The sequence below is a fragment of the Bradyrhizobium sp. INPA03-11B genome (assembly GCF_040446015.1).
Classification (GTDB): Bacteria; Pseudomonadota; Alphaproteobacteria; order Rhizobiales; family Xanthobacteraceae; genus Bradyrhizobium; species Bradyrhizobium macuxiense_A.
In genome coordinates this window covers 18,989-31,757 of the sequence record NZ_JASGSR010000043.1, presented here as the reverse complement: position 1 = coordinate 31,757, position 12,769 = coordinate 18,989, and the positions used below count along the sequence as shown (strand labels likewise).

Annotated in this window: 10 protein-coding genes; 5 read left to right on the top strand and 5 right to left on the bottom strand. The window is 64.3% G+C overall.

The genetic code is table 11. The annotated features are described in order from the left end of the window. Nucleotides 1-8 precede the first annotated feature (8 nt). Nucleotides 9-1,418, bottom strand: coding sequence for an aldehyde dehydrogenase family protein (locus QMZ05_RS19590; protein ID WP_353702235.1), 1,410 nt, complete (start codon nucleotides 1,416-1,418; stop codon nucleotides 9-11). Between the two features lie 337 nt (nucleotides 1,419-1,755). On the opposite strand from QMZ05_RS19590, the gene QMZ05_RS19585 reads away from it, so the two are divergent. Then, the gene (locus QMZ05_RS19585) at nucleotides 1,756-2,136 is read left to right on the top strand and encodes a hypothetical protein (RefSeq protein ID WP_353702234.1); all 381 of its coding nucleotides are present in this window, start codon (nucleotides 1,756-1,758) and stop codon (nucleotides 2,134-2,136) included. Nucleotides 2,137-2,239: 103 nt separating this feature from the next. On the opposite strand, the gene QMZ05_RS19580 is transcribed toward QMZ05_RS19585, so the two are convergent. Next, nucleotides 2,240-3,091, bottom strand: coding sequence for an SDR family NAD(P)-dependent oxidoreductase (locus QMZ05_RS19580; protein WP_353702233.1), 852 nt, complete (start codon nucleotides 3,089-3,091; stop codon nucleotides 2,240-2,242). A 408-nt stretch (nucleotides 3,092-3,499) separates the two neighbouring features. On the opposite strand from QMZ05_RS19580, the gene QMZ05_RS19575 reads away from it, so the two are divergent. Beyond that, nucleotides 3,500-4,996, top strand: a complete 1,497-nt coding sequence (locus QMZ05_RS19575) for an aldehyde dehydrogenase family protein (RefSeq protein ID WP_353702232.1) — start codon at nucleotides 3,500-3,502, stop codon at nucleotides 4,994-4,996. Nucleotides 4,997-5,399: 403 nt separating this feature from the next. Here the strand turns inward: QMZ05_RS19575 and QMZ05_RS19570 are convergent, their stop codons facing one another. Continuing rightward, nucleotides 5,400-5,783: a winged helix-turn-helix domain-containing protein gene (locus QMZ05_RS19570; protein WP_279710512.1), complete on the bottom strand. Its 384-nt coding sequence runs from the start codon at nucleotides 5,781-5,783 to the stop codon at nucleotides 5,400-5,402. A gap of 99 nt (nucleotides 5,784-5,882) precedes the next feature. On the opposite strand from QMZ05_RS19570, the gene QMZ05_RS19565 reads away from it, so the two are divergent. Both QMZ05_RS19565 and QMZ05_RS19560 read left to right on the top strand, forming a co-directional pair. After that, complete coding sequence (locus QMZ05_RS19565) at nucleotides 5,883-7,010, top strand: alkene reductase (RefSeq protein ID WP_353702231.1); 1,128 nt, start codon at nucleotides 5,883-5,885, stop codon at nucleotides 7,008-7,010. 140 nt (nucleotides 7,011-7,150) lie between these two features. After that, nucleotides 7,151-7,666, top strand: coding sequence for a GFA family protein (locus QMZ05_RS19560; protein WP_353702230.1), 516 nt, complete (start codon nucleotides 7,151-7,153; stop codon nucleotides 7,664-7,666). Between the two features lie 102 nt (nucleotides 7,667-7,768). Here QMZ05_RS19560 and QMZ05_RS19555 read toward each other — a convergent pair whose 3' ends face one another. Further along, complete coding sequence (locus QMZ05_RS19555) at nucleotides 7,769-9,253, bottom strand: hypothetical protein (protein ID WP_353702229.1); 1,485 nt, start codon at nucleotides 9,251-9,253, stop codon at nucleotides 7,769-7,771. Between the two features lie 308 nt (nucleotides 9,254-9,561). Here QMZ05_RS19555 and QMZ05_RS19550 point away from each other — a divergent pair, with 308 nt between their 5' ends. Beyond that, nucleotides 9,562-11,226 carry a thiamine pyrophosphate-binding protein gene (locus tag QMZ05_RS19550; protein ID WP_353702228.1) on the top strand — a complete coding sequence of 555 codons (1,665 nt, stop codon included), beginning with the start codon at nucleotides 9,562-9,564 and terminating at the stop codon, nucleotides 11,224-11,226. Between the two features lie 145 nt (nucleotides 11,227-11,371). On the opposite strand, the gene QMZ05_RS19545 is transcribed toward QMZ05_RS19550, so the two are convergent. Next, complete coding sequence (locus QMZ05_RS19545; protein WP_353702227.1) at nucleotides 11,372-12,757, bottom strand: LLM class flavin-dependent oxidoreductase; 1,386 nt, start codon at nucleotides 12,755-12,757, stop codon at nucleotides 11,372-11,374. Nucleotides 12,758-12,769: the final 12 nt, after the last annotated feature.

The window sequence follows — 12,769 nt, the reverse complement described above, 5'->3', positions numbered from 1 at the left end:
TTGTCGGATCAGGCGGCCGGCGGGCCGTTGATGATCTGCAGCTGGGTGAATTCGGCGAGGCCTTCCTCGGCGAATTCGGTGCCGATGCCCGACTGCTTGGCGCCGCCGAACGGAATGTTCGGGGCCATGTCGAGATGCTTGTTGATCCACACCGTGCCGGCCTCGATCCGGGTCGCAATCTCATGCGCCCGCTTGATGTCGGATGACCAGACCGACGCGCCGAGGCCGTAGGTGGTGGCGTTGGCGCGGCGGATCACGTCATCCTTGTCGGAGTATTTGATCACAGGCAGCACCGGGCCGAACTGCTCCTCGTCGACCAGCTTGGAGCCTTCCTTGATGTCGCGCACGATGGTCGGCTCGATGAAGTAGCCGGGACGGTCCATCGCGGCGCCGCCGGCGATCACGTTGCCGTTCTTGCGGGCGTCGTCGAGGAACGCCTTCACCTTCTCGTACTGCATCTTGTTCTGCAGCGGGCCCAGCTTGGTGCCCTGCTTGGAGCCATCGTCGACCACGGTGTTCTTGGCGATCGCGACCAGCTCGTTGCAGATTTCGTCATAGACTGACTCGTGCACATAGAGCCGCTTGATGGCGAGGCAGACCTGGCCGGAGTTCTGGAACGCGCCCTCGAAGATGCCGGGCGCCACCTTCTTCGGATCGACGTCGTCGAGCACGATGCCGGCATCGTTGCCGCCGAGCTCGAGCGTGATCCGCTTCAACGTCTGCGATGCGCTGGCCATCACCTTCTGGCCGGTTGCGGTCGAGCCGGTGAAGGAGATCTTGCGAATGTCGGGGTGCTTGGTCATGTGATCGCCGAGATCGTTGGCGTCGGCGATGACGTTCAGCACGCCCTTCGGCAGGATGTCCTTGACCAGCTCGGCAAAGCGCAGCGAGGCCAGCGGCGTGGTCGGCGCAGGCTTCACCACCAGCGTGTTGCCGGCGAGCAGCGCCGATGGCAACTTGAATGCAAGAATCAGAAGCGGGTAGTTCCAGGGAATGATCGCGCCGACCACGCCGAGCGGGCGGCGATAGGCCTCGACCTTGCGGTCGCCGGAATTCTCGATCACGCGCATCGGCAGATCGAGCGAGCCGAGATAGCGGAAGAAGCCCGCCATGCCCATCACCTCGCCGGTGGCATCCGCGAGCGGCTTGCCTTGTTCGCTGGTCAGGATATGCGCGAGCTCGTTGGTGTTGGCCTCGATCGCCTCGGCCATCTTGATGACGAGCTTGCGGCGCTCGTCCATCGGCGTTGCGGCCCAGGCCGGATAGGCGGCCTTCGCGGCGGCGACAGCCTTGTCGAGCTGTTCCTTGGAGGCGCGCGGGCATTGCGCCACCACCTCTTCGGTCGCCGGATTGAGCACCGGCATCGTGCTGTCGCCGGGTACCATCTTGCCGTCGATGAGAAGCTTGTAATCACTCATAGGCTTTGCTCTCCCTGGTCAAACGGGTCCTTCGCCGACCTCGCTATATTCTTACGTATATCACGGAAGGAACAAGGGCGCCACGGCCGTCCATGAGGCGTCCTGGCAGTGCTGGGCCGCCTGAATCCCTAGGAAAATGTCGAAGAAAGTGCGCCTTGGCTTCGCGAACATTTTATTCGCCGTTGCCGGCCCGGCGTCAACCGGAGCGGCGCACGCTTCAATGTATTCTAACGCCGCCCGCGAGTGTGCCGGACGCGCGGCCTCTATACTTGGGGCTGGACGCTTGTTGTCCTATCGATATATTAGATCGAATATAACGATGATCCGGAGTGCCGGTATGCAGATCGAAACCCAGGAGCTCACCACCTGCGAAGTCGCGCCCGACGGCTGCGCCATTTCGCTGGGATTCGTCGACGGCAAGGGCGAGCCCGCAACGATCCGGCTGTCGATCAACCAGGTCGGCGCGCTGGTCATGACCTTGCCCGGGCTGATCAGCAAGGCGTTGCAGACCCGCTTTGGCGACCAGACGCTGCGCTATGCCTATCCGCTGGATTCATGGGTGATCGAGCAGTCGACCGATCCGGCCCAGGGCATGATGACGCTCAAGACCTCGGACGGTTTCAGCGTCTGCTTCTCGATCCCGCGCGCGCAGCAGAACGAGCTCGGCGAGGCGCTGGTGGCGCCGACGGCGACGCCGGTGCGGGTGCGGGCGAATTGAGAAAGTGCGTAGGATGGGTGGAGCGAAGCGATACCCATCAAATTGTGCGCCGCAGGAGAGATGATGGGTATCGCTTCGCTCCACCCATCCTACGATTCTCCTCTTACTTCCCCTTCACGAACGCGGCGAACGCATCGCCGTAATCCTTGTGCCAGCGCGACAGCGGCGGGCGGTTCTCGACGATGTCGCCGGCGGCCCACAGGATGCGGCGCTCGTCGAGCGCGCGCGGCACGTCATTGTCGGGGCAGAGGATATAGAAATCGCCGGCTTCGAGGTGCTCGATCATGAAGTCGACGGTCTGTTCCGCCGTCCAGGCTGCGGCCGGCTTCTCGGTGCGGCCGCGCGCGGTCAGCCCGGTGAAGACAAAGCCCGGGATCAACAGATGCGCCGTGAGCTTGCAGCCGTCGGTGTTGCGCAGCTCGTGTTGTAGCGCCTCGGTGAACGCCTTCACGCCGGCCTTGGAGACATTGTAGGTGGGATCGCCCGGCGGCGTGGTGATGCCCTGCTTGGAGCCGGTGTTGATGACCAGCCCCGGCCGCCCGCGCTTGATCATGTTGGGCGTAAACGCCTGCGTTCCGTTGATCACGCCCCACAGATTGACGCCAAGGATGCGCTGCCAATTGTCCGCGGGCCCGAACATCGCGCTGCCGGGCTGGATGCCGGCATTGTTCATCAGGATGTCGGTGCCGCCGAATTTCTTCGCGACGGCGGCTTCGAGATTTGCGACCTCGTCCGCGCGGCTGACGTCGACCGCAGCCGTCATGATATCGGCCGCGCCGCCGCGTGCCGCCGATGACAATTTTGCCGCAGCCGCCTTCAGCGTGTCATCGCCGAGATCGACGATGCAGACCTTCATGCCGGCTTCGGCGAACCGCCTCGCTGCGGCAAGCCCGATGCCGGACGCGCCTCCGGTGATCACGGCAACATGATTGGCTGATATCACGGGGTGGGGCATCGCTCGTCTCCGGACACATCTTTGGCTGACATCGGCAAGCTAGAGCCTGATGAATTGTGATCGAATTGCTTCGGCTACGCGCTGCTTCACCTCTCCCTTGGGAGAGGTCGATTTGCGAAGCAAATCGGGTGAGGGGACGCAGCTCTAACGAGAGACCGTAACCCCTCACCCGTCGCTACGCGCCGACCTCTCCCAAGGGAGAGGTGAACCTCCGCTGCCGATCCAGGTTCAACCTAATTCCATCATGCTATAGCATATCGCGCGCACGACACAGGCGCATGGGAGGTTTTCATGCGCGCTGCCCTCGACAACGCCGGCTCCGCTTTACGGTTTCGCGCCTGCGCTGTAGAATTACCGATATAACGCCTCCAAAAGACCTCAGCCGACAATTTGACAGGGAGTGCAAACATGGCTGTTTCACAGGCTATTCCGATCACGCGCCATCCTTATGCCGACGGCTCCTACAAGAAGATGCTGATCGACGGCAAATGGATCGACGCCGCCTCCGGCAAGAAATTCGAAACCCACAATCCCGCCACTGGTGAATTGCTCGCGACTGTCGCCGAGGGCGACGCCGAGGACATCAACCGCGCGGTTGCGGCGGCGCGCCGCGCGTTCGAAGGACCGTGGAGCAAGGTGAAGCCGTTCGAGCGGCAGAACATGCTGCTCAAGCTCGCCGAGCTGGTCGAGGCCAATTTCGAGGAGCTGTCCCAGCTCGACACGCTCGACATGGGCGCGCCGATCAGTCGCACCCGCGGCAACCGGCTCCGCTCGCTCGGCATGCTGCGCTATTACGCAGGCCAGGCCACCGCGATCCACGGCGAAACCATCGAGAACTCGCTGCCCGGCGAGATCTTCTCCTACACGCTGAAGGAGCCGATCGGCGTGGTCGGCGCCATCATCCCCTGGAACGGGCCGCTGACCGCCTCGATCTGGAAGATCGGCCCGGCGATCGCGACCGGGTGCACCGTGGTGCTGAAGCCGGCCGAGGAATCGCCGCTGACCTCGCTGCGCATCGGCGAGCTCTGCATGGAGGCCGGCATTCCGCCTGGGGTCGTCAACGTCGTGCCGGGCTATGGCGAGACCGCGGGCGCCGCGCTCGCCTCGCATCCCGATGTCGACAAGGTTGCCTTCACCGGCTCGCACGTTACGGGACAGTCGATCATCCGTGCCTCGGCCGGCAACCTCAAACGCGTCTCGCTCGAGCTCGGCGGCAAGTCGCCGGACATCGTGTTCGCCGACGCCGACCTCGACGCCGCGGTGCCGGGAGCTGCGATGGCGGTGTTCGCCAATTCCGGCCAGATCTGCAGCGCCGGCACCCGGCTGTTCGTCGAGCAGAGGGTCTATGACGAATTCGTCGGCCGTGTCGCCGAGTTCGGCAAGAAGCTGCAGGTCGGCAACGGCCTCGACCCCAACACCCAGATCGGGCCCTTGGTGTCGCAGCAGCAGATGGACCGCGTCTCCGGCTATCTCGACATCGGCCAGAAGGAAGGCGCCAAGGCGCTGGCCGGCGGCGGCCGCCTCACCGAAGGCGCGCTGTCGAAGGGCTATTTCGTGCAGCCGACCGTGTTCGCCAATGTGCAGGACAACATGCGCATCGCGCAGGAGGAGATCTTCGGCCCGGTGATCTCGGCGATCTCGTTCAAGGATCCGGACGAGCTGATCAAGCGCGCCAATGCCACCACCTTCGGCCTCGGCTCGGGCGTCTGGACCACCAATGTCAGCAAGGCGCACCAGGTCGCAAGGGCGCTGCGCGCCGGCTCGGTCTGGGTCAATTGCTACCAGGCGATGGACCCGGCGGTGCCGTTCGGCGGCTACAAGATGAGCGGCTACGGCCGCGAGTCCGGCAAGCAGCACGTCGAGGAATATCTCAACGTCAAGGCAGTCTGGATCAAGACGGGCTAGCTAGAGCCGCAAAGCAACTGCGCTCCCTCTCCCGCTTGCGGGGGAGGGGATCGCATATGGCAAAGGAACTTCGTCGTCCCGGACAAGCGCAGCGAAGCGGAGCGCAGATCCGGGACCCATAACCACAGGATTTCGTTTGACGAAGACTCGTGGTCGTTCGCCGGCGCCGCAACCGCTCCCTGGGGTTATGGGTCCCGGCCTACGGGACGACACCGAACGTTTCCGTATGCGATTGCCCGGCGCTTGCGGGCAGGGGTACTTGCACGATTTCTGAATATTAGAAATGTACCCTGATTTGCCCGGCGTGTCAAGCCGCGCCCCACCGCCGCCCGGCTCCCTTTGCATAGGGTTGTTTTCGATATTTTCGCAACGCGCCCCTGCGCCGGCCGCAGGTCCCCCGCGTTTACCGCCCCGCGGCCTTCTTCGGCTTGCCGATGTCGCTGCGCAGGGCCTCGAGCTCCTTGCGCACGGCTGACGCCGCGTCGCGTTCGATCTTGCGGTAGCGCGCCACCAGGGAGAGGCCGAACGGGGTCAGCACCGCGCCGCCGCCGTTCTTGCCGCCGGTCTGGCGCTCCACCGCCGCCTGCCGGCAGATGCGGTTGATCTCGTCGACCAGGTCCCAGGCGCGCTTGTAGCTCATGTCCATGGCGCGGCCGGCGGCCGAGATCGAGCCGCATTCCTTGATCTGCTCGAGCAGCAGGATCTTGCCCGGCCCGATCCGGTCCTCGGCATCGAGGTCGATGCGGACGCTCAGGGAGGGGAGCGATGAGGCGCTCGATTTCGACATGGGAGACCTTCTCTCGGCAACAGATTGCCACTACCTCCTTTTATGAACAAGATGAACCCGTTAGATAACGGGAAATCGCAAAGAATATTTGGGGTAGGCATGACTTCTTCGTCGCTGTTTTCGCCGCTCAAGGTCGGTCCCTATGAGCTGAAGCACCGCGTCGTGATGGCGCCGTTGACGCGGATGCGGGCGGCGCGGCCGAGTCTGGCGCCGCGGCCGATGAACGCGGAATATTATGCGCAGCGCGCGACGCCGGGCGGCCTGCTGATCGCGGAAGCTTCGCCCGTGGTCGCCACCGGCTTCGGCAATCCCGGCGTTCCCGGCATCTACAGCGAGGCCCAGATCGCGGGCTGGCGCGAGGTGGTGGATGCCGTGCACGCCAAGGGCGGCCTGATCTTCCTGCAGCTCTGGCACGTCGGCCGCGTCTCGCATTCCTCGTTCCAGCCTGACGGGGCGCTGCCGGTGGCGCCGTCGGCGGTCGCGATCCCTTCCGAGTTCAAATGCATGACGGCGGACGGCAAGGTGGTCGAGTACGAGACGCCGCGCGCGCTCGAGACCGAAGAGGTCGCGTTGATGGTCGAGGCCTATCGTGAGGGCGCGAAGAACGCGCTCGCCGCCGGCTTCGACGGCGTCGAGATCCACGGCGCCAACGGCTATCTGATCGAGCAGTTCCTGCAATCGCGCAGCAATGTGCGCACCGATCAATATGGCGGCTCGATCGAGAACCGCGTCCGCTTCCTGCTGGAAGTGACGCAGGCGGTGACCGAGGTGTGGGGTGCCAACCGCGTCGGCGTGCGGCTCTCGCCCTACGGCATTGCCAATGGCAGCGGCGAGGCCGATCCGATGTCGCTCTACAGCCACGCCATCAAGGCGCTGGACAAGTTCGGGCTCGCCTATCTGCATTTCATCGAGCCGCGCGCCTCCGGCACTGGCCGCGCCGAGGTCGACTGGCAGAACGTGCCGTCCGCGATGGTGCTGTACCGCCCGATGTGGAGCGGCGTGCTGATCACGGCCGGCAATTTCGTCGGCGACAGCGCAGAGCGCGCGCTTGCCGAGGGCCATGCCGATGCGATCGCATTCGGCCGCTACTTCATCTCCAACCCGGATCTGCCGCGCCGCCTGCAGCGCGGTTATCCGCTGACCAAGTACAACCGCGCCACCTTCTATGCCGGCGAGGAGAAGGGCTACACGGATTATCCCGTGCACGACGAGCTGGCGCAGGCGTAGACGACGCGCCGTCATTGCGAGGAGCGAAGCGACGAAGCAATCCATCGCTCCGCGCATGCGGATGAATGGATTGCTTCGCGGAGTCTGTCATCGGGCGCGCGTTCGCGCGACCCGTTGGCTCGCAATGACGGTGATAACAGATGTTTCCGGACGACGAGTTCGAGCCGACCAAGAAGCCAAAACCCGTGGCGCTGGCGAAGCCTGCCGCCGGTCAATGCCTGTGCGGCAAGGTCCGGTTCGAGATCGATGTGCCGGCGCGCTGGGCCTGGCACGATCACACCGCCGCCAGCCGCCGCGCCCATGGCGCGGTTTACGCGACCTATGTCGGCAGCTGGAAGAAGCGCTTCCGCATCACGCAAGGCGAGAGCGAGCTGTCGCGCTACGAGGATGCGAAGAGCAAGACCGTGCGCAGCTTCTGCGCCAATTGCGGCACGCCTGTTATCTACGAGCGCGCGCGGTCGCCGCACATGGTCAACATCCCGCGCGCGCTGTTTTCGGGGCGCACCGGTCGGCAGCCGCTCTATCACATCGCGATCGAGGAATTGCAGGAATGGGCCTACACCGGCGAGCCGCTGGTGCCGCTGAAGGGCTATCCCGGCGTGGTCTGGCAGCGTTCGAAAAAGAAGAAGCGCAGCGAGCGCGAGGGGATGTTCTGATGCATGATCCGGAAAAGTGCGAAGCGGTTTTCCGAAAAGATCATGCACAAAAGGACGCAAGCTGCGCTCGTCAGCTTCCGAGCAGGACGCACCAGCGCCGCGTCAGTGCTTCACGTAGATGACCTCGTCCGTTCCGGCGTATTCCTCGGTCCATCCCCTCCTGTCCACGAGGAACTTCTTCAGAGGTTCGTGCGCCTTCACCCAGAGCACCGTATCGATTTTGTACTTGTCGAGGACGGCGTCCCAGGCGGTCTCATCGATCTCCCATTTGATCAGGCTGAAATAGTCGCGCAGCAGCTCGTCGGGGTAAGCGGTAGCTGACCGGCCATCGATGAATACGGGCACCGCACCACGCGTGTAGAAGATCAGAAGACCGCCGACGTTCCAGTGGTTCAGCAGCCGTGCATGCGGAAAATGCGTCTGGAGATAGCGCGCATCCTGCTCCGACAGCAGCTGCGGCAGCGCGAGCGCCGGTTTGACGTATGTCAGCGTCAGCGGCAGCGCGCACATTCCAACGATGCCGGCAACCAGCAACGCGCCTTGGACCTTGAGATCGTTCAGTCGCTTGGGCAGCAGCCGATCCAGGTGGAGGGCCAGCGGCACCGTCGCGAACATGAAGAAGAACGACATGTATCTGTATTGATAGAATCCCAGCAGCAGGAACAGCCAGGCCAGCAGCCGCGACTCCAGAGGAGCGAGCGAAGCCGCTGGGTGGCGGAGCTCGAACGCAATGAAGATGGCGATATAGATGATACCGGGAACGCTTCCCGGCATGGTGAAGTTCGCAGCGTAAGACCACCACTCGGTGATGTGCGCCTGCGCAAAGTGGCCCAGCGTGGTCGCGACGCCGTTGTAGATATGCCAGCCCAGAGGATTGATCAGGATGGCGACAAGGCAGCCGGTTGCTGCGAAACTGTAGATCCTAAGGCCGGTCCAGTCCCGTCTGAGCACGGACACGGCGCCAAAAAAACCGATCAGGAAAAGCCCGAGCATGAAGCCGCCGTGTAGATTGGCCCAAAGCACCATCATCACAGGCAGCAAGAACCATCGGGTTCGTTTCAAGCACTCTGCGTAGAAGATGACGCAGAACAACATGGTCGGGGTGTTTGGCGACACCGAGAGATAGGAATTCGGGGCGGTCGCAAAAGCGGGATAGAGCAGGCACGCGGCCAGAACGGAAATGCCGACCGCAAGCGTCGAAGCGCCATTGCTCAGGCAGATGGATGTAAGATATCCGGTGATGACGGCGCCACATGCAACGATTGCCAATGTGAGACCGGTACATCCCGTGTATTGAAACACGACGCTGGCGATCACGTCCCAGAGCCAGGAGAGATTGTACCATTGCCTGTCGCCGAGCGTGAAAGACCACGGATCCTGGAAGGGGATATTGCCGCGCTCTCTGATCAGGTCGCCGGCGGCGAGATGCCATCCCAAATCGAGGTGGCCCAGCAGGAGCGGCCCGTTCGCCAGGTAGTACAGGGATGAGAACGCGATCAGGAAGAGGTAGATTCGCAGCTTCGCGAGCTTGATCGTTCCTGGTCCCCTCTCAAGCCTGGTGCCGTTCCAAGCCGCCAGCGCGTCCATGAATGAGTCCTGCGATCGAAGCGGGCCGCCTGCGGGCCCTGCGTGCTTTTCTGCCTGCCCGATGGATGCAAACAATCGCCGCTTTAGGGCACTCTCGCTAAAGTAGCGTTAATGTCGGCGGCGCAATTCGATGCTGCCCGCCGACGAAGTTTCCTGGAACTTGCGATCATCATGGTGCGCGCATGGTCAACGGCAGGCGCGCGCCTGCGGAATGCGGCCATGACCGGCCGCTCGATTGCTCCCGAAGCGCAAGTTTGGTCATCTCCTCGCCTGCCGTCGGCCAACGCGCTGGCAGGCCTGGAGGGAACATGAAGAACCGCATCACCGGCCGCTCGGCATTCTTGGCGTTGCTGAAGGATGAAGGCGTCACGCATCTGTTCGGCAATCCCGGCACCACCGAATTGCCGATCATGCACGCGCTGAAGGACCATCCCGATCTCACCTATGTGATGGCGATGCAGGAGAGTCTGGTCGTCGCGATGGCCGACGGCTTCAGCCGCGCCTCCGGCAAGCTGGTCGCCTGCAACGTCCATGTCGCGCCCGGCCTCGGCAATGCGATGGGCTCGCTCTACAATGCGAGCTTCACCGGCACGCCGCTGATCCTGACCGCCGGGCAGCAAGAGCAGGGCCACGGCCTGACCGAGCCGGTGCTGTTCGGCCCGCTGGTGCAGATGGCCACGCCCCTGGTGAAATGGGCGGTCGAGGTGACGCGGCTCGAAGACCTGCCGCGCATCGTGCGCCGCGCCGCCAAGATCGCGACCACGCCGCCCACCGGACCGGTGTTCATCTCGTTGCCCGGCGACATCCTCAATGCGGAGGCCGGCATCGAGCTCGGCCGCTCCACCCGGGTCGACACCCGCGTCCGGCCGTCGGAGGATTTGCTGAAGGCGCTGGCCGCACGCATCCTCAAGGCCGAGCGCCCGGTCATCGTCGTCGGCGACGAGATTGTGAAAAGTGACGCGCTGCGCGAGGCCGCCGATCTCGCCGAGACGCTGGGCTGCCCGGCGTGGCAATCGTCGACGCCCTATGGCGCGCACTTCCTGTCCGAAAGCCCGAGCTTCATGGGCGCCATCGCACGGCTGCAGAAGGTCGCGCGCGACGTGCTGGCACCGCATGATCTTCTGATCGCGCTCGGCGGCGATCCCTTGCGGATGTCGGTCTACAGCGAGGTCGATCCGCTGCCGGACGGGCTCTCGATCGTGCAGGTCGGCCTCGTCGACAGCGATCTCGCCAGGAATTATGGCGCCGAAATCGCGGTCATGGCCGACGTCAAGGAAACGCTGCGTGCGCTGGTCCCGGCATTGCAGGAGCTCGGCGGCGGCGCGCTGGAGACGCGCGCCAAGCAGGGGCTGGCGGCGCTCGCACCGAAGAACTGGGCGGCGAAGCGCAAGGCGCTGGTCGAGCAGATCTCGAAGGCGAGCCAGACCTCGCCGATCGATCCGGACTGGCTCGCATTGCAGGTCGTGGAGGCGATGCCCGACAATGCGATTCTGGTCGACGAGGGCCTGACCTCGTCGCGCCAGATCATTGCGCTGCGCGCGCATCGCGACCGCTACGGCTATCACGCGCTCGCGTCGGGCGGTATCGGCTGGGGCCTGCCGGCCGCGGTCGGCGTCAGCCTCGCCAATCCGCAGCGTCCGGTGGTGTGCTATTCCGGCGACGGCTCGTCGATGTATTCGATCCAGTCGCTGTGGACCGCAGCCAACCACAAGCTGCCGCTCAATTTCGTGATCGTGAACAATGGCGGCTCCCGCATCATCAAGCAGCGCCTGCTCGCCTTCCACGGTGACGACAATTATGTCGGCATGGACTTCATCGATCCGCCGGTCGATTTCACCGCGCTTGCGCGTTCGCTCGGGCTCGAGGCGATCAAGGTCACCGATCCGCAGGAGCTGAAGGGCACGCTGAGGTCGGCGTTCAGCCGCCCGGGTGCGAAGCTGATCGAGGTGGTGGTGAGCAATTCGGTGAATTGAAGGAGCCGCACGCTGGCTCTCTCACCGTCATCCTGAGGAGCGCGGAACGCGCGTCTCGAAGGATGCACGGCCCGCCGGTGGCCGTCGATCCTTCGAGACGCGCGCAAGAGCGCGCTCCTCAGGATGACGGAAGAAAGAGCATCCTCTACTCCGCCGCCGCACCTCTCTTCACCCGATACCGGCTCGCCGGATGCGTGTCGTTCAGCTTGGCGCGCCCCGCACCGAACAGCTTCTCCCGCAGCGTGCCCTTGGCGTACTCCCGCTTGTAGCGGCCGCGCTTGACGAGCTCGGGCACCAGCATGTCGGCGATATCCTCGAAGTCGCCGGGCGAGATCGCGAAGGCGACGTTGAGGCCGTCGACGTCGGTGTCCTCGAACCACTGCTCGATCTTGTCGGCGACCTGCTCCGGCGTGCCGACCACCACGGGGCCGGCGCCGCCGATGCCGACATGCTCGGCGACCTCGCGCACGGTCCAGACCCTGTCAGGATCGGCGCGGGTGACGTTGTCCATCGCGGAGCGACCGGCGTCGTTCTGCACGTGCCGCACCTCCTGGTCGAGCGAGTAGGTCGAGAAGTCGACGCCGGTCCAGCCCGACATCAGCGCCAGCGCGCCCTCATGGCTGATATGGCTGCGATACTCGGCGTATTTCGCTTTCGCCTCGGCCTCGGTCGGCGCGACCACGACGCACATCATCGAGAACATCAAGATCTCGGCGGCGTTGCGGCCTTTCGCGGCGGCGAGCTCGCGGATCGCCGAGACGCGCGGGCCGATCACCTTCGCCGACGGCCCCGACATGAACACGCATTCGGCATGCTCGGCGGCGAACTGCCGGCCGCGCGGCGAGGTGCCGGCCTGGTAGAGCACCGGCGTGCGTTGCGGCGACGGCTCCGACAGATGGATCGCGTTGAGCCGGTAGTTGTTGCCCTCGTGCTGCACCCGATGCACCTTCTTGGGATCGGTGAAGATGCCGCGCGCGACGTCGCGGATCGCGGCGTCGTCCTCCCAGCTGCCTTCCCAGAGCTTGTAAACCAGCTCCATATATTCGTCGGCGAGCTCGTAGCGGTCGTCATGCGCGGTCTGCTTGTCCTTGCCGGCGCCGCGCGCGGCACTATCGAGATAGCCGGTCACCACATTCCAGCCGACCCGGCCATTGGTCAGATGGTCGAGCGTCGACATCCGCCGCGCGAACGGGTAGGGCGGCTCGAAGGAGAGATTGCTGGTGACGCCGAAGCCGAGATTTTCGGTCACCGCGGCCATCGCCGGGATCAGCATCAGCGGCTCGTTGGCCGGGGTCTGCGCCGCGTTGCGCAGCGCCGCATCCGGATTGCCGGCGTACACGTCATAGACGCCGAGCACATCGGCGAGGAACAGACCGTCGAACCGGCCGCGCTCCAGCGTCTTCGCCAGATCGGTCCAGTAGGACAGCTTGTTGTAGTCCTTGGTGCGGTCGCGCGGATGGGTCCATAGCCCCGGCGACTGATGCGCCACGCAGTTCATGGCAAAGGCGTTGAGCCGGATTTGTTTTGTCATTGTCGAAACCTT